This window comes from Streptomyces sp. NPDC047130 (assembly GCF_040643475.1).
In the GTDB taxonomy this organism is placed as follows: Bacteria; Actinomycetota; Actinomycetes; order Streptomycetales; family Streptomycetaceae; genus Streptomyces.
On the sequence record NZ_JBEYUK010000029.1, the window covers coordinates 53013 to 69091 of the forward strand.

Annotated in this window: 20 protein-coding genes; 6 read left to right on the top strand and 14 right to left on the bottom strand. The window is 74.2% G+C overall.

Going from position 1 to position 16079, the window contains the following annotated elements; translation table 11 throughout:
- Window positions 1-33: 33 nt before the first annotated feature.
- Window positions 34-1131 (bottom strand): P1 family peptidase, encoded by a 1098-nt coding sequence (locus ABZ836_RS26305; RefSeq protein ID WP_356132043.1) that lies wholly within the window; start codon window positions 1129-1131, stop codon window positions 34-36.
- Window positions 1132-1244: 113 nt separating this feature from the next.
- Between ABZ836_RS26305 and ABZ836_RS26310 the strand changes: the two genes are divergently transcribed.
- Complete coding sequence (locus ABZ836_RS26310; protein WP_356132040.1) at window positions 1245-1619, top strand: DUF1330 domain-containing protein; 375 nt, start codon at window positions 1245-1247, stop codon at window positions 1617-1619.
- Here ABZ836_RS26310 and ABZ836_RS26315 read toward each other — a convergent pair.
- From ABZ836_RS26315 to ABZ836_RS26330, 4 genes are read right to left on the bottom strand one after another with little or no spacing between them, the layout of a single operon-like run.
- Window positions 1609-2442, bottom strand: coding sequence for a GvpL/GvpF family gas vesicle protein (locus tag ABZ836_RS26315; protein WP_361146118.1), 834 nt, complete (start codon window positions 2440-2442; stop codon window positions 1609-1611). The genes ABZ836_RS26310 and ABZ836_RS26315 overlap by 11 nt on opposite strands.
- Window positions 2439-2753: a gas vesicle protein K gene (locus ABZ836_RS26320; protein WP_356132034.1), complete on the bottom strand. Its 315-nt coding sequence runs from the start codon at window positions 2751-2753 to the stop codon at window positions 2439-2441. Before ABZ836_RS26320 ends, ABZ836_RS26315 begins: the two co-directional genes overlap by 4 nt.
- A 46-nt stretch (window positions 2754-2799) precedes the next feature.
- Entirely contained in the window at window positions 2800-3750 is a 951-nt protein-coding gene (locus tag ABZ836_RS26325; protein ID WP_356132032.1) for a gas vesicle protein, read from the bottom strand.
- A complete protein-coding gene (locus ABZ836_RS26330) occupies window positions 3747-4463 on the bottom strand; it encodes a gas vesicle protein (RefSeq protein ID WP_361146122.1) in 717 nt (238 codons plus the stop codon). Before ABZ836_RS26330 ends, ABZ836_RS26325 begins: the two co-directional genes overlap by 4 nt.
- A 289-nt stretch (window positions 4464-4752) precedes the next feature.
- Between ABZ836_RS26330 and ABZ836_RS26335 the strand changes: the two genes are divergently transcribed.
- Both ABZ836_RS26335 and ABZ836_RS26340 read left to right on the top strand, forming a co-directional pair.
- Window positions 4753-5067 carry a hypothetical protein gene (locus ABZ836_RS26335; protein WP_361146125.1) on the top strand — a complete coding sequence of 105 codons (315 nt, stop codon included), beginning with the start codon at window positions 4753-4755 and terminating at the stop codon, window positions 5065-5067.
- A gap of 34 nt (window positions 5068-5101) precedes the next feature.
- Complete coding sequence (locus ABZ836_RS26340) at window positions 5102-5473, top strand: hypothetical protein (protein ID WP_361146128.1); 372 nt, start codon at window positions 5102-5104, stop codon at window positions 5471-5473.
- Between the two features lie 138 nt (window positions 5474-5611).
- Here the strand turns inward: ABZ836_RS26340 and ABZ836_RS26345 are convergent, their stop codons facing one another.
- The gene (locus ABZ836_RS26345) at window positions 5612-6598 is read right to left on the bottom strand and encodes an alpha/beta hydrolase (RefSeq protein ID WP_361146131.1); all 987 of its coding nucleotides are present in this window, start codon (window positions 6596-6598) and stop codon (window positions 5612-5614) included.
- A gap of 142 nt (window positions 6599-6740) precedes the next feature.
- Here ABZ836_RS26345 and ABZ836_RS26350 point away from each other — a divergent pair, with 142 nt between their 5' ends.
- From ABZ836_RS26350 to ABZ836_RS26360, 3 genes are all read left to right on the top strand, one after another.
- Window positions 6741-7352: a helix-turn-helix domain-containing protein gene (locus ABZ836_RS26350; RefSeq protein ID WP_356132211.1), complete on the top strand. Its 612-nt coding sequence runs from the start codon at window positions 6741-6743 to the stop codon at window positions 7350-7352.
- 288 nt (window positions 7353-7640) lie between these two features.
- Entirely contained in the window at window positions 7641-8231 is a 591-nt protein-coding gene (locus ABZ836_RS26355; protein ID WP_356132018.1) for a barstar family protein, read from the top strand.
- A 182-nt stretch (window positions 8232-8413) separates the two neighbouring features.
- A complete protein-coding gene (locus ABZ836_RS26360) occupies window positions 8414-8914 on the top strand; it encodes a TspO/MBR family protein (protein WP_356132015.1) in 501 nt (166 codons plus the stop codon).
- A 61-nt stretch (window positions 8915-8975) separates the two neighbouring features.
- Here the strand turns inward: ABZ836_RS26360 and ABZ836_RS26365 are convergent, their stop codons facing one another.
- The 8 genes from ABZ836_RS26365 to ABZ836_RS26400 all read right to left on the bottom strand — a co-directional run bounded on the left by ABZ836_RS26365 (window position 8976) and on the right by ABZ836_RS26400 (window position 16028).
- On the bottom strand, window positions 8976-9734 hold the full coding sequence (locus ABZ836_RS26365) for an enoyl-CoA hydratase/isomerase family protein (protein ID WP_356132013.1): 759 nt from the start codon (window positions 9732-9734) through the stop codon (window positions 8976-8978).
- Complete coding sequence (locus tag ABZ836_RS26370; protein WP_356132208.1) at window positions 9731-10930, bottom strand: cytochrome P450; 1200 nt, start codon at window positions 10928-10930, stop codon at window positions 9731-9733. The genes ABZ836_RS26365 and ABZ836_RS26370 overlap by 4 nt, the downstream gene beginning before the upstream one ends.
- Before the next feature lie 319 nt (window positions 10931-11249).
- Window positions 11250-12548, bottom strand: a complete 1299-nt coding sequence (locus ABZ836_RS26375) for a cytochrome P450 (protein ID WP_356132205.1) — start codon at window positions 12546-12548, stop codon at window positions 11250-11252.
- A gap of 122 nt (window positions 12549-12670) precedes the next feature.
- Window positions 12671-13270, bottom strand: coding sequence for an ATP/GTP-binding protein (locus ABZ836_RS26380; RefSeq protein ID WP_356132011.1), 600 nt, complete (start codon window positions 13268-13270; stop codon window positions 12671-12673).
- A complete protein-coding gene (locus ABZ836_RS26385) occupies window positions 13245-13619 on the bottom strand; it encodes a DUF742 domain-containing protein (protein ID WP_356132008.1) in 375 nt (124 codons plus the stop codon). The genes ABZ836_RS26380 and ABZ836_RS26385 overlap by 26 nt, the downstream gene beginning before the upstream one ends.
- Entirely contained in the window at window positions 13616-14017 is a 402-nt protein-coding gene (locus ABZ836_RS26390) for a roadblock/LC7 domain-containing protein (protein ID WP_356132005.1), read from the bottom strand. Before ABZ836_RS26390 ends, ABZ836_RS26385 begins: the two co-directional genes overlap by 4 nt.
- Window positions 14014-15252, bottom strand: a complete 1239-nt coding sequence (locus ABZ836_RS26395) for an ATP-binding protein (RefSeq protein WP_356132002.1) — start codon at window positions 15250-15252, stop codon at window positions 14014-14016. Before ABZ836_RS26395 ends, ABZ836_RS26390 begins: the two co-directional genes overlap by 4 nt.
- Window positions 15253-15536: 284 nt before the next feature.
- Entirely contained in the window at window positions 15537-16028 is a 492-nt protein-coding gene (locus tag ABZ836_RS26400) for an MSMEG_6728 family protein (RefSeq protein ID WP_356132000.1), read from the bottom strand.
- Between the last annotated feature and the right edge of the window lie 51 nt (window positions 16029-16079).

Here is a 16079-nt window from a genome sequence, read left to right on the forward strand (position 1 = left end):
GGCTAGGTCGCCTAATACCTTTAGGCAAAATGATTATTTCTCTAGGGCGGGCCGGGCCAGAAACCGCAGGAGGGCGTCGCCCGGCAGCGGATGCAGCACGTCGCCCCGGATCCCCTCCGTCGCCTCGGCCGTCAGCAGCGAGTCGAGCACGGCCTCCTCCACCGCGTCGAGCACGGCCCGGAACAGCGGGTCCAGCGCCGCGTCCGCGGTCGGCCGCTCCGGCGGGCGCGTCGTGAAGGCGAGTCCGTAGTCGCCGCTGCCGTGGCTGTACGAGGCGCCGGTCCGGCCCAGCGCGTACACCGCCCGCCGGGCGACCCGCCCCAGCTGCCGCGCGTCCACGGGCGCGTCGGTGGCGGCCACCACCATGCAGGAGCCCGTGTCGGCCGCGGGGGGCCGGGCGGGCACGCCGACGTCGGCCGGGGTCACCTCGCGCCCGCGCACCCGCAGCGTCCCGCCGAAGTTGGCCTGCACCAGGACCCCCACCGTGACGTCCCGGCCGTCCACCGGCACCACGCGGGAGGAGGTTCCGACGCCGGCCTTGAAGCCGAGCGCCGTGGTTCCGGTTCCCGCGCCGACGCACCCCTCGGCCACCGGCCCGGCCTCCGCGCCGTCCAGGGCGGCCCGGACGTGCTCCTCACGGACCGGGCGGGACCGGATGTCCGACAGCAGCCCGTCGTTGCACTCCCCCACCACCGGGTTGAGGCTCAGCACCCGTTCCCGGCCGGGCTGTTCCAGCACCCAGCCGACCAGCGCGTCGGCGACCCGGAAGGCGGAGAGCGTCGAGGTCAGCAGGACCGGCGTCTCGATCACCCCCAGCTCGGCGATCTGCGTGGCGCCGATCAGCTTGCCGTAGCCGTTGCCGCTGAAAACCCCGGCGGGCAGCGGGCGTTCGGGTCCCACGCCGTCCGGCACGATCGCCGTCACGCCGCTGTGGAGCCGCGGGGGCCGGCGCACGGTGGTGTGCCCGACCCGCACACCGGACACGTCGGTGATCGCGTTGTGCGTCCCGGTGGGCAACGGCCCGACGCCGAGGCCGAGTTCACGGGCCCGGCGGGCCGCGGACGGCACGGGGGCGTCATGCGGGACGGGAGCGGGGCGCGGGAGGGGGGCGGGGGGCGGCGCGTCGGTCATGCCCGCACGCTATCCCAGGTGCGTACTGGTCGGTATGCTGCCGTTCGCCCGTCCGGGCTCCGTCCCCCTCCCCCGCCCCCGGAGCTCCCCGAGCTCTCCCGAGAGGAGCCCTCATGGCCATCGATCCCACCGGAGCGGACCTCCAGCGCCTGCTGGCCGAGGATCCCGGCGGCCCCGTCGTCATGCTCAACCTGCTCCGCTTCGCCCCCGGCGGCCGAGCGGCGTACGAGGAGTACTCCCGAGCGGTCGGGAAGACCTTCCTGCCCCGTTACGGGGGCGAGGTGGTGTACTCCGGCACCGGCGACAGTCCGCTGGTGGCGGGGGACGGCCAGGCCTGGGACGCCGTCCTCCTGGTCCGCTATCCGAGCCGTGAGGCGTTCTGCCGCATGGTGGCCGATCCGGAGTACCAGGCCGTCACCGCCCTGCGTCGCGAGGCGCTGGCCGAGGCCGTGCTGCAGCCGACCTCCCCCGGCCCGGTCACTCGCTGAGCCCCGGGGCGGCGGCCTGGGCGGCCGGGACGGCGGGCCCGGAGGTCAGCTCCGTGAAGGAGTACGGGGGCCAGGGGCCGAGGAAGCGGACGCGGACGGCCGGGTGGCTGTCCTGGACGTCGGCCAGCACGGTGCCGACCGTCTCGATCTCCGCGGCCGGGACCAGCAGCGCGGCGGTCAGCACCTCCGCCTCGCGGGGGTCGCGGACGGTACGGGTGCGGTCGCGGATGTCCTCGACCACCGCGGCCAGCCGGCGGCGCACGTCGGCGTGGATGCCGTCCGCCAGCCGCTCGGAGGCCTCCTTGCGCAGGTGCTCCAGCTTCTTGGCGAGCAGCCGTCGCATGCCCGGCGAGCGGCTCGCCATCTCGGCCTCCAGGGCGCGGGCCCGCTCGTCGTCGCCGACGGCCTCCTCCCGGTCCACGGTCAGTTCCACCCGCAGTTCCGCACGCCCCGCCAACTCCCGCAGGCGCGCGCCGAGTTCCTCCGCGCGTTCGGCGAGCCAGGCGGTCAGCCGGTCCTCGGCCGCGGTGTCCTCCCCGGGTGCGACCAGCACGTTGAACGTCATCGGCAGGACGGCGCCGGTCCGCTCCCAGACCGCGACCACCGCCCGGTCCTGCTCGACGACCCAGCGCCGGACCTGCTCGTCGCCGCCTTCGAAGGGCTCGGGCGGGCCGTCGTGCACCAGGGCGGCGAGACCCGTGCCGGGAGCCCGCAGCAGCCTGAGGGGCCGCCCGTCGAGGCCGGTGACGCCTTCGGCGGGGTCGCCGGGGGCGTCGGGGGTGTCGGGCAGCAGGGCGTACACGTAGAGGGCGGTGTCGCTCATCGGCCCGCCTCCTCCGCCCAGCGCTGGGGGTTGACCAGCTTGTCCACCACGTCGTCCACCACCTCGTCGAGGCCGCGGTGCAGGTCGGCCACGGAGGTGGTGATGCCGTGGTCCTCCTTGATCTCCTCCAGCGCCTCGTCCAGTTCCAGCAGCGCGTCGCCGAGGCGTTCCAGCTCCTCCTCGGTCAGGTCGCCGCCCTCCATCCGGCGCAACGCCTGCCGCTCCAGGGCCTCCTGGATGACCTCGACCAGGGTGAGCACCAGCGCCAGGACGCCGTGCTTGAGACTCTTCTCGTCGACCGTGAGAGCCATGGTTCGTCCTCTCCTTGCCTTCCTGCGCTGCCCGCGGGCCTCGCCGTCACGCCACGCCGCTCGGCGTGTCCGACGTGTCGGGTGTGTTCGGTGCGGCCGTCGCGGCCAGGGCGGAGGCCCAGCGTCCGAAGTCGTCCGCGGCGAGGACGACCCGCCCGTGGGAGGCGGTCTCGACCACGATCACCCGCCCGTCGCCGCCGGGACTGCGGGCGGGCTCGACGCGGGCGGCCAGCAGGTCCTCGCAGGGCACCACCAGGGCCGGGCGCGCGTCCACGGGGGACTTCCAGGACAGCCCGGTCGGCCCCAGCCTGCCCTTGCCGCCCCGCCACAGGGGGCCGCTGCGCCGCGGTTCCTGGTACCAGAGGTGGCCCTCCAGCCCGCCCGGCGGGGCTCCCGCGGGCGCGGGCGGCAGGGCGCTCAGGGCGGGGTTCAGCGACGTCAGCGCCTCGTGCAGACCGTGCGGGTCGGCCGCCGAGAGCAGCGCGGTGCCGCCGTCCAGGGTGGCCACCCGCAGCCGGGTGCGCTGTTCGCCGCCGACGGTGGTCTCCGTCTCCAGTTGCACGGTGCGCAGGTCGCGGATGCCCGCCTCGAACAGCACCTCGCGGGGGTCGCGGCGCAGCACGACCAGCCGCTGGTCCGTGAGGTGGACGCCGCCGGGGCGCCAGCCGGTGTACACGCCCTCCTCCAGCAGGTGGCCGCCGTGCATCCGGGTCACCAGGCTCTCCCCGGCCCGCAGTTCGAGGTCGCGCCGGCCGGCGGAACGTTCCGCCCAGGCGCGGGTGGACTCGTCCCACTGGCGGAGCATGCCGTACTCCAGCATGGTCTCCATGCCGGCGATGGCGGCGCGCAGGCTGACGCCGATGAGGGGGATGTCCGCCACCGCGACGATGAGGTCGAGGTGGAGCACCGCGCCCTTGTTCAGCAGCACCTCGACCAGGTCGTCCAGCGTGACCCGCGGGTCACGGGTCGGCTTCATCGGAGGCCGCGGCTGCGTCACTCGGTCTCCTCCTCCTTCTTGCGCGCGGTGCGGGTCCGGGTGGTCCGGGTGGTCCTCCTGGTCGACGTGGACCGGGGCGTCTTCTCCTTCTCCTTCTCCGGCTCGCCGTCGTCGCCGCCGTCCTTCTTGCGCGCGGCCGTGGTGCGGGTCCGGGTGGTCCTCCTGGGGGACGTGGACCGGGGCGCCTGTTCCAGCTGCCGGGCGCCGTCGTCGTCGGTGCCGTCACCGCCCTCGCCGCCGTCGGCGGTACCGTCCGTGTCGCGGGCCGAGAGCGCCTGGGCGCTGCGCCAGCCGCACCAGGGGCACCAGTCCTCCAGCAACTGCTTGGTCGGGACCTTCTTGGAGCACTGCGGGCAGGTCTCCTTCTCCTCCCGGGTCTCGCGCCAGGCGGCGGTGTCGGTGTCCGTGCCGGCGGGGAACTCCAGGCCGTAGCGGGACGCCGTCTCGAACGACGCCAGCGCGGCGCGGAGCCGGATGCCGAGGAGTTCGACGCCGGCCACCGAGACCATGATGTCGGCGTTGAGGACCAGGCCCTTGTCGAGGAGGGTCTCCACGACGTGGGCCAGGCTGCCCTCGCCGTCCCGGCGCGGTTCGAGCGCGCGGGCGTTGGCGGCGCTGCGCGGGGGTGCGCCGAAGGAGCCAGGCCAGCGCTCCGCGGCACCCGGTGAACCGCCGGCCTGACGGGCGGGAAGTCTGGGCTGTTCCTCGTTCATTCCCTACGGCTTACCGGTCCTCCCGGCCACACACCTGGGCTCTGCCCCTCCCGGCGGGGAGACACGCGTCACGCGGCCCGGGGGACCGGGCGGGGGTGCGGTGTCCGTCGTGGGGCGCCCCTCCCGATAGGGTCCTCCCCATGAGCACGACAAGCCCAGGACCGCGTCGCACGACCGGGGCCGGCCACGGACCCGCCTCCCGGATCCTCCGCGGCGACCGGCCGGAGGACACCGGGGCCGCCGCTCCGGCGCGGGCGCACCCCCGCCGTGTCCCGCGAGGGAGGCGCCGGTGAACGCCACCGGCGGCCGGATCACCCCGCGCCGCCTGGGCGTCGTCGCCGCCGTCTACGGCGTGTTCGCCGCCGGCTGGTACCTGGGCCAGCCCGTCGCCCCGGCCTGCCACGTCGGCCAGGCCTCGTACGGCACGGACTTCTCCGCCTCCCCCTCCGTTCCGCAGCCGCCCGTTCCGGTGCCGGACCCCTTCACCGGGGGGTCCGGGTCGTACCGCGCCCTGGTGGTGGTGTCCGACAGCGCCCGTGCCTGCGGCGGCGACACGGATGAACGGCCCCGCCTGGAGGCGTGGTTCGAGGGCGACTGGCAGTAGGGAGGAACGTCTCGTGTCAGGGAACACCCCACGCATGCCCGCCACCGGCACGGTGCGGCGGCTCGGTGCGGCCACGGCGCTCTACGGCGTCTTCCTGGCCGGGTGGTGGCTGGGGAAGCCGGTCCTCGCCGAGGGCTGCTTCGAGGACCGGTCCGCGACCGGTGCGGACAGCCGTCCCGCCTCGATGGAACCGGCCTCCCCCGGCCGGTACTTCGGCGGCCTCGACATGGATCTCGGTCTCCTCGACGGGCTCGACGGCATGGACGGCCACGTCGACGGCGAGTACGGGCCCGGCGAGTGGGCGTACCCGCCGCGGGCCGAGGACGGCGCGCACGGCGACGACGCCCCCTGCCTCCGCCGGAAGCGCGCCCGGCTGGTCGCGTGGGTCAACGGCGACTGGGGCTGACGGACGCGGAGCCGGTACCTGCCGGGAGTCGAACACCACGATGCCGGCCTCGGGCCGCACCGCGATGTCCGAGGGGCGCACGGTACCTCCCGGTCCCCGTCCCTGCCGACGGCGTCGGCCCGCCGCACGCCTGGCGGTTCAGCTCGGGAGGGCGTCGAGCCAGTCGACCAGCAGGCGGTTGACCTCCTCGGGGCGCTCCTGCTGGATCCAGTGGCCGCAGTCCTCCACGAGGTGGGAGGCGGTCAGGCCGGGGAGGGTGGTGGGGAAGACGTCGACGGCGTCGGACATCCAGGTGGTGGAGGCGTCCAGGGCGCCGCCGACGAACAGGGACGGCTGCCGGATCGGGGCGCCGCGGTGGGGGGCGAGGTCCTCCCAGTCGCGGTCCACGTTGCGGTAGCGGTTGAGGGCGCCGGTCAGGCCCGTGCGTTCGAACTCCCCCGCGTAGACGTCGAGATCGTCCTCGGTGAGCCAGGCCGGGCGGCGGTGCGCGGGGAAGCGGTCACGGAGTCGGCCCCCGTGGGCGACGAAGTGCGGGTCGGGCTCGCCCGGGGAGGGCATGGTGTCGGCGGACAGGGCGGCGTAGAAGCCGGCGAGCCAGCCCCGCACGTCGGGCTCGATCTCCGCCTCGGCACGGCCGGGCTCCTGGAAGTAGGAGACGTAGAACTCCTGCTCGGGGCCGCCGATCCGGCCGAAGACCTCGCTGGGGCGGGGGCCGCCGGGCGGCGCGTACGGGACGCTCAGCAGGGCGACGGCCCGGAAGACCTCGGGGTGGAGCAGGGCGGAGGTGGCGGCGATGGTGGCGCCCCAGTCGTGGCCGACGACCGCCGCGTTCTCCTCGCCGAGGGCGCGCACGAGGGCGACGTTGTCCTCCACCAGCTCCAGCATCCGGTAGGCGTCGGTCGCGGCGGGCCTGGAGGAGCGGCCGTAGCCGCGCACGTCGATCGCCACCGCGCGGTACCCGGCGGCGGCGAGGGCCGGGAGCTGGCGGCGCCAGGAGTACCAGGACTCGGGGAAGCCGTGCACCAGCAGGACCAGCGGGCCGGCGCCCTGCTCGACCAGGTGGAGGCGCCCGGCGGGTGACTCGACGGTGCGATGACGGAGTGCGGCGGACGACTCGGGCTGCATGGGGCTCTCCTCGGTGCGCGGGTGGACGCGGGTACACCTCGATCATGCGGCGCGGCGGCCGTCCCCCGCGATCTCCGTTGCCGTTCTGGCAAACTTGCAGGACACCGCGGTGGAGCGGCACGTCCGGAAGGGGGCGGAGCGGGTGGCGGGCGACGACCTGGCCGACACGACGACGGCGATGGGGCCCCGGCTGCGGGCCGCGCGCGAGCGCCGCGGCGCCACGCTCACCGGCATCAGCCGCGCGACCGGCATCTCGCCGAGCACACTGTCGCGGATCGAGACCGGCCGGCGCGGGCCCACCCTGGAGGTGGTGCTGCGGCTGGCGAAGGAGTACGGCGTCTCCCTGGACGAACTGGCCGGCACCGCCGCCGCTCCCTCCCCCGGGCCCCGCACCTCCGCACTCCGGCGTGCCGGCGACGACAAGGCGGTACTGCCGCTGACCCGGTACGTCGGCGGCCTGCACGCCCACAAGCACGTCCTGCCCGCGCTCCAGGAACCGCCCGCGCGGCCCCGGCAGGTCTCCCACGAGGGCTGGGAGTGGCTGTGCGTCCTGTACGGGCGGCTGTGGCTCGCCCTCGGCGACCAGGACCTCGTCCTGACCGCCGGGGACGTCGCCGAGTTCGACACCCGCGAACCCCACGGCGTCGCGAACGCCGGCCCCGGCGGCCCGGTCGAATACCTCATCCTGTTCGGCCCCCAGGGAGAGCGCCTCCGCCCCCGCACCCCACCGGCCGGCAGCCCGGGGCCCCGGTAGCAGGCAGCGCGTCTGCGCCCTTCTCGGGCATCGGTAGGATCGGCGCTGGTCGGGGGTGCGATGCGAACGTCACTGCGGAGCGGCGAGGGACCGAGGTACGCGCTCACCTCGGACGAGGACGACAGCGCTTTCTGGGGCTTCGCCCACGAGGCCGAGGGATTCTTCACGCCTTCGCCGGACACACGGGGGGCTCGCCGAGTGCGCCTCGAAGGGTGCCTCCCGCAGGGTCGTCTGCTGAAGAGCGTCGATCATGTCGGACGTCGTCGCGCCCACGCGGGGAACGCCTGGTTGAGCCTCCTCGACGGCGACGGCGCCACCATGGGGTCCTACTTCGCGAACTGGGTCACGGTCGTCGACGTCGAGCCCTCCGCCCGCGGAGCGGGCCTCCTCGACCTCACGGTGACGCTGTGCTGCGAGGACGCCTTGCCAGGAGCGGAACCGGTGTGGGAGCTGGTCCGTACCGGTCGCCTGAACCGTTGCGGGCTGTGGCGGGAACTCGCAGCCGAGGAGAGACACGCGTGGCTGTCGGTGGCCCTGGGGGCCCGGGAGTACCAGCGCCACGGGAGGCCGGACGCGCCCACGGGCCAGGTGTTCACCCTGGACGGCCGGCACGTCGTCGACGAGGACAGCTTCTACTGCGCGATCGGTGAGGCCGTCAACGGACCCGGTGGCTACTTCGGCTGGAACCTGGACGCACTGGACGACTGCCTGCTGGGCCGCTGGGGCGCCACAACGCCGTTCACCTTGCACTGGGATTCCTCGGCCGAAGCCCGAGCACGGCTGGCGGAGCACGTGCCCACCGGGGACGGCGACATCCCGCTGTTCGACCTGCTCCTGCGCATCTTCCGCGAGCGGGGCGTGAGCGTGGTGCTCCGATGAGCGCCTGCGCGGGGCTCGGTGGCCGACGCGACGGGTGAGACAGACATCGCCGCTTCTCCGGGACTTCCGCGCCGCCGCCGGTGAGCGCGGGACGGCCGTGGTGACCTGGAGCGGTCGAGGAGCGGCCGAAGAAACTGCCGGGCTCCGCAGGACGGGCGGGGCGGGCTGGGTACCCGGGGCGTATGAGTGATGAGCGCAGGACCGTGCGGGGTTCCGCCGGGGAGCGGTGGCCGTACACGGCCGCGAGTGCCGCGGTGGCGGTGAGTGCCTGGGTGGGCGCGCGGGCGGCGGGGCCGTCCGACGAGTGGTACGCGGGGCTGGACAAGCCGTCCTGGCAGCCCCCGGCGAAGGCGTTCCCCGCGGTGTGGACGCCGTTGTACGCGACGATCGCGTGGAGCGCGGGGCGCTCCCTGGGCCGGGCGCGCGGCCGGGAACGGCGGGCGACGGCCGCCTGGTTCGGCGCCGACCTGGCGCTCAACGCGTCCTGGACCTGGCTGTTCTTCGCCCGGCGCAGCCCGGCGGCCGGCTTCGCGGGCGCGCTGCTGCTGGACGCGGCCAACCTGGGGCTGATCCGCCGTGTGGCGCGGGTCGACCGCCCCGCCGCCGCGGCGCTGCTGCCGTACGCGGGGTGGTGCCTGTTCGCCACGGCCCTCAGCGCGTCCGTCGCCCGCCGGAACCGCTGACCGGGGGCCGTCCGGCACAGCGGCTCGGGTACGGCGGCAGCGCAGCGGCGCGGTCGCCGGGTTACCGGAGGCCGCCCCGCTGCCCGGCCAGCAGCGCCGCCGCCATCAGTTCGCCGTCCAGCACGGACGCGTCGGCCATCCGCGCCGCGGTCCCGTGCGCCTCCAGCAGCGCCTTGGTCATCCGGAGCCCGCCCCGCGGCCGCCGCAGCGCGGGCCTGATCCACGCCTCGGCCTCCGCGTCGAGGTCACGGGCCGGTGCGACCCGCTGGAGGATGGACCACCGCAGCGCCTCCTCGGCCCCCACCGGCCGCCCGGTGAGCACCATCTCCCGCACCCGCGCCGTGCCGACCTCGTCGAGCAGCCGCGGCAGCAGACCGCCCCATGCGACCGGCAGCCCCAGCGCGACCTCGGGCAGGCGGAACGTGGCGTCCTCCGCCCCGATCCGCAGGTCGCAGGCGAGGGCCAGGGCGAACCCGGCCCCGACCGCGCGCCCCCGGACCTTGGCGACGGTCACCGCCGGGTTGCGGGACAGGGCGGCGCAGACGCGGCGTGCCTTGTCCCCGGAGATCCGGACCCCGGCCCCGTCCGGATCGCGCGCGAGCTGCTCGGCGAACTCGACCCGGTCGCCGCCGAGGCAGAAGTCGGCACCGGCCGCCGAGAGCACGACCGCCCGTACGGACGGCTCCTGCCCCTCCAGGACCCGCAGCAGGTCGTCCAGCATGGCCTCGCACACGGCGTTGCCCCGCTCCGGCAGGTTGAGCTCGACGTGCAGCACGTCCCCGTCCCGCCGCACGCGCAGGGTCTTGAACGTCGAGGTCATGCGGTCTCCAGCTTGAGCGAGGTGATGCGGCGGAACACCATCCGGGGCGCGTACTCGGGCCCGTCGGCGGCGAGGCGCAGGGTGGGAAAACGTTTCAGCAGCCGGGTGAGCAGCGTGCGGGCCTCCAGCCGGGCCAGCGCCGCGCCCAGGCAGTAGTGCGCGCCGCCGCCGAAGGTGAGGTGCGCGCCCCTGCGGTGGATGTCGAAGGCGCCGGGGTCGGGGTTGCGCCGCGGGTCGTGGTTGGCGGCCCCGTACAGCACGTGGACGACGGTGTCCCTGGCCATCGGCACGCCTCCGAGGACGGTGTCCTTCGCGGCGATCCTGCTGTTGAGCCAGATCGGCGGGTCGTACCGCAGGGCCTCGTCCACGGCGTCGTCGACGTGCTCGGGGTGGTTCCGCAGCCACTCCCAGCGGGCGGGGTCGGCGAGCAGCAGGGCGACCGTGGTGGAGAGCAGGGTCGCGGTGGTCTCCAGGGAGGCGATGGTGACGAACATCGTCAGGTGGTAGAGCACCCGGTCGGCGGCCTCCCGGTCGCCGGCGTGGTGATCGTCCCAGTGGCGGATCCAGCCGGAGAGGACGTCGTCGCCGAGGTGGGCCCGGCGGTGCTTCAGCAACGCGGTGAAGTAGGTCCGCATCTCCAGGGTGGCCGCCTCGGAGACCGCCAGTTCGCTCCTGGTGGGCAGCAGTTCCTGGGCGAAGACCTGGCGGTGCGTGAAGCTCAGGATCCGGTCGTGGTCCTCCTCGGGGAGCTCCAGCCACCCGCCGACGGTCCGGATCGGCAGGCGGTCGGCGACCGCCGTGGCGAAGTCGGCCTCCCCGCGGGCGAGGAGAGCCGCCTCCAGGCCGTCGAGGAGGGTGTCGACGTGCTCCTCGATCCGGGGGCGCACGGCCTCCAGGGTGCGGCGGTCGAACAGGTTGCCCAGGGCGCGCCGTTGGGCGGTGTGGTCGGGCGCGTTGAGGCGGGAGAGGGTGCGGCTCATCTCCAGGGTGGCCGGCGCGTGCCAGCGCCCGGGGTCAGGCTGCCGTTCCTGCCAGGCGATGTCGGGGGTGAGCCAGTCACGGGAGCGCAGCACCTCGTTGCAGAGGTCGAACCCGGTGAGGAAGTGGCCTCCCCAGGGGGCGGGCACCACGTCGCCCAGTTCCTGGAAGGCCCGGTAGACGGGCAGCGGGTCCCGCTGCCCCTCGGCCGAACGCAGGCGCCGCACCAGGGAGATGACGGTCCGCCGGTCGACGGGAGGCCGTTCGGCGGCCCGCCGGTCGAGAGGCCGGTCCACGGGAGGACGGTCCACGGGAGGCCGGTCGGCGGTGCCCCGGCCGGCGGACCGCCCGTCCGCCGGCCGGGGGCCCGTGGCCCGGTTCCCCGGTGGCGGTACGGTCACGGCACGCGCCTCGTGGGCGGGGCAGCCGGCCGGGCCACCGGCGGCGGGATCGGCGACAGCGCTCATCCTGGTTCCTCCCCTTGCGGTTCGCGGACGTACGGACGGACGACTGCGGCGGGCGCGGCCCCCGCGCGCCTCAGAGGCGGAAGACGTCGAGGAAGGTGCCCCAGAACCCCTTCTTCCGGGCGGGCGCCGCCGGCTGTGCGGGGGCGGTCCGGGGGGCGGACGGGGACGGCTGGGCGACGGGCGGCGGCAGCGGGTGGCGTCCGGTCATGGTGGCGACCCGGGTGGCCGCGGAGGGGCTGAACCGCACGGGCAGCGAGGCGAGGGCGCGGTGGAACGCGCCCGGGCGCCACCGCAGGTCCTCGGCGGGGGCGTCCAGGGCCAGTTCGTCCAGCTCGTTGAAGAGCTTCTCCACCGCGGTGAGGGCGATCACCTGTGCCGGTGAGCTCGCCGGGCACTTGTGCGGCCCGGCGCCCCAGGACAGGTGTGCGCCCTGGCTGCGGGAACGCCGGGCCTGGTTGAGGGCGGGGTCGGCGTTCGCCCCGGCGAAGCTGATCACCACCGGGGTGCCCTCGGGCAGCCGGGTCCCGGCCAGTTCGACGTCCTGCTTGGGGTAGTGCGTGGCGTAGTTGGCGATGGGAGGGTTGTCCCACAGGACGTGCTCGATGGCCTCCTCGATGAGCAGCCCGGCGCCCTCGGGAGAGAGCATCAGCAGCACGGTGTTGCCGATGAGGTTGCGCTCGGGTTCCACCCCGGCGCCCATCAGCATCACCAACTGGTCCTTGAGTTCGGTGTCGTTGAGGCCGGCGGGGTGCTGGACGAGCCGGCTGGTGACGTCGTCGCCAGGCTCGCGGCGCTTGAGGGCCACCAGTTCCATCAGGCAGGCGGTGAGCTCCTGGTCGGCGCGGATGGCGTCCCGGCCCTCGAAGATGGCCGCCATGGACCGGGTGAGCCGGTCCCCGATGTCGGCGGAGCAGCCGAAGAGCTTGTTGAAGACCAGCAGCGGCAGCAGCTTGGCGTACTCCTCGATGAGGTCCGCGCGGCCGCGCTCGCTGAACCGGTCGATCAGGAAGTCCGCCATCTGCCGCACGTCACGCGCCAGTTGGCGCCCGTCGACGCCGTCGAGGCTGTCGGTGACCGCCTTGCGCAGCCGCAGGTGCTCGGCACCGTCGGTGAACAGGCAGTTGGGCCGGAACATCATCATCGGCAGCACGGGGCTGTCCGGGGCGATCCGGCCCTCCCGCAGAGCGTTCCAGCGGCGGGAGTCGCGGGCGAAGAGGGTGTTGTTCTGCAGCACCCGCAGCGCCGCCTCGTGCCCCACGACCAGGGTGGCGTCCACACCGGGCGCGAGTTCCACCGGGCCGGCCGGTCCCTGGGCGCGCAGCGCGTCGTACACGGCGTGCGGGTCGTCCGCGAAGTCGGCGCCGTGCATGGGGCAACGGGCGGGTGAGCCGCCGTCGGCGGCGGGCATGAGGTCCATGGTGCGTTCCTTCGGCGTCCCGGCGTCCTTGCGGCCCGGGCCAGGGGGACAGGAGAAGAGGCGGGCGGGCCCGCTCAGCCCGTGCGGGTGAGCAGGTGCCGGACGAGTTCCTTGAGCGCCTCGGCGGACGAGACGACGTCGCGGGCGTCGCAGTGGACGACGGGCGTGTCCGGGAGCAGGTCCAGCGCCTCCCTGATCTCGCTCTCCTCGAACCGGACCGCCGGGTCGAAGCTGTTGACCGCGACGGCGTACTCGAGGCCGAAGCTCTCGACCAGGTCGATGACCGGGAAGGTGGACTCCAGGCGCGCCGGGTCGACCAGCAGCAGCGCCCCGAGCGCGCCCACCGTCATGTCCTCCCAGAGCTGGACGAACCGCTGCTGGCCGGGGGTGCCGAACAGGTAGAGGACCAGTTCCTCGCTGAGGGTGATGCGGCCGAAGTCCAGGGCGACCGTGGTGGTCTCCTTGGCGCCCGCCCCGCTGAGGTCGTCGACCGGGGCCGAGGCCACGGTCATCCTCTCCTCGGTGCGCAGGGGCTCGATCTCGGAGAGGCTGCCGATGAAGGTCGTCTTGCCGACACCGAAGTGCCCCACGACGACGATCTTGACGGCGCGCCTGATGCCCGCCGGGAGGTACGTGGCCGCCGGCCGGTCAGCCGAATAGTTTGTGGAGTCCATGCAACACCTCTTCGAGGGTCCCTCGGTCAACGGCTTGGGCCGGCGGCGGTGCGGCACGGCGCAGCAGATGCCCTTGTTCGGCGAGATCGGTCAGCAGCAGCCGGGCGACCGCGGTCGGCAGCCCGAGGTGGGCGGCCACCTCCGCGACCGAGAGGTAGCCGCCGCCGCAGATGTCCCAGATGGCCCGGACCTCGGGGCTCGCCCGGCGGGGGAGCTCACGGTCGGGCGCCAGGGTGACCAGGGTGTGCAGCGACAGGTCCGTCGGTGAGGGCAGCCGCCGCCCGCCGGTGATGACGTAGGACCGGACGAAGTCCCCGGTCACCAGATCGTCCTCGGGGGGCCTCGTCATGCGTCGGCACCGGCGTCGCCGCGCGCCGGGGAGGTCATCGCCTTGCCCAGGGCGCTCACCTGCTGCTGCATCCGGAACGACATGGTCTCCATGTCCACGTCGAGGGCGGCGGAGGCGGCCAGGTAGGCGCCGCTGCCGGCGGCGATCAGGAAGATCCAGCCCCCGTCGTACTCGATCAGCGTCTGCTTCCAGGTGCCGTTGCCGCCGCCGACGAACGGGGCGACCGCGCGGCTGAGGGACTGCATGCTGCTCATGGCCGCCGCGTTCTTCTCGGCGTCGTCCCGCTCGATGCCGTTGGACCGCTCCATCAGCAGGCCGTCGGCCGAGACGAGGATGGCGTGCCGGGCGCCGCGTACCGTCAGAACGTCGTCCAGCACCCACGAAAGCTGGTCATTCACTGCTCTTCGGATCCTTCCGAGATGGTCGTGTCCCGTCCGCGGGCGGTCCCCCGCGCGAAAGCTCCGAGCCGTGAGGCGGTCGTCTCGCTGCTGCTCGCGGACGGGCTGTCGTGCTGCTCCGGCTCCGGCTCGGGCCGGGTGGTGCGGGCCGGGGTCTGGGCCGCGGCGACGCGCCGGCGCTTCGGCAGTCCTCCGGCGGTGGTGCCCACGGCACGGGTGGGAGCGGTGGGCACGGCGGCCGGGACGGCGGGCGCGAGGCTGCGGGTCCGCTCCGCGGTGTTCGCGGCGGCGGTGTCGTGGGTGCCTCCGGCCGCGGCGGGGGCGGGGGTCTCGGCCGTCAGCAGGTCCTCCGGCAGCAGGATGACGGCGCGCACACCGCCGTACGGCGAGGGGGTGTCGACGGAGACGCGGAACCCGTAGCGGGCGGCGAGCACACCGGACACGGCGAAGCCGAACTTCGGCGGGTTGCCCAGCGCGACCAGGTCCACCGGGCCCCGCGGGGAGAGCAGTTCGGCCGCGCGGTCCTTCTCCTCCTGGCTCATGCCCACGCCGTAGTCGTCGATGACCACGCAGACGCCGTTGGGCACGGACTGGATGCTGACGACGACCGGCATCTCGGGGGCGCTGTAGTTGGTGGCGTTGGCCAGCAGCTCGGCCAGCACCACGGCGAGCGGCTCGACGGCCTTGCTCACCACGGTCACGTTGACCTGGGCGTTGATCTCCACCCGGTCGAAGTGGCGGATGCGGCCCTGGGCGCTGCGCGTCACGTCGAAGACGGTGGCGGGGTGCTCACGGCGCCCCAGCCAGCCGCCGCAGAGCACCGCGATGCCCTGGGCCCGGCGGTTGAACTGGCTGTTGGCGTGGTCGATCTCCATCAGGTCGGCGACCACACCGGGGTCGTCGCCGTAGCTCTTCTGCGTGCGGTCGATGATCAGCTGCTGCTCGTCCGCCAGGACCTGCAGGGTGCGCATCGCGGCCTTGAGGACCGATTTGGTCTCCTCCTCGGCCTCCTGGCGCACCTGGGAGAGCGCGTCGTGGTGCCGGTGCTCGAGCGCCGTCAGCTCGTTCCGCAGCTGCGCCCGCTCGGTCTTCTCCGCCCCGAGCTCGCGCTGGAGCGCGTCCTTCTGGACGCGGAGCGCCATGTTGGTCCGTCGCGCGCGGGTCGTCGCGGCCACGGCGGCTCCGAGCACCACTAGCAAGATCCACAGGAGTGGATCCTGGAGCAAAGACGTCATGGGACTCTCTTCACGTCGCATTCATGACCGAAGTTCCACAGCCTCACCAGCGCCTTCCGCTTGACGCACCGTCAGCCTGTGGGGGGAGTTTTCACCCTAGCAGTAGCTGGAGGTGCCAACTATTTCGGCAAGTTCCTCACCGGAGGGCATAAGCGGACGTAGCGACAGGGGTTGCCTCGGTAACAAAGCGGTTGCGGAGTCCGGCCATTGGGACCCACGGGGACCCAACGGCCCTTGACGCTACGGCCGTTGCCCGGTTCCGCTTCGCCGATTGTCCGTCGGGGTCACGATTTCTCCGGCCGCCGCGGACGCTCCCGGTCCGAGGGGGGCCAGACGTACGGAAGGTCGTCCGGAACGCCGGCGAAGCGCGCGGCGTACTCCTCGGGGTCCTTGCGCAGCAGCGCGGAGCGGTGGCTCCGGTGGAAGGCCCGGTCCCCCAGCCAGGCCGGCAGCTCCCCGGCCTCGGCCAGCTCCTGCTGCGGCCGCACGTCCGCGGCGTCCGGGCGCAGCGCGGCGTACTCGGCGGTCAGCGAGTCCGCGCAGGTGTCCGGCCGGCCCTGCTCCCGCCACACCCGGCAGACCTCCAGGCCGTAGCGCACCAGGGCCTCCTCGTACCCGGCCCACATCCGCACGGCGGGATGGTGCTGCCAGCCGTAGCCGGGGACCGTCAGGGCGCGGAAGACCTGCAGGGCCTCGACGCGCTGCTTGCCGAGCCGCCGCCGGTCCAGCGCCAGCGCGGACCGGCGGAAGTCCGCGTACGGGAGGAAGGTCTGCACGTCGTGCCGTCTACCCGGCCGGGCCCCGGGCAGCCGGAGGAAGCCCGGGGT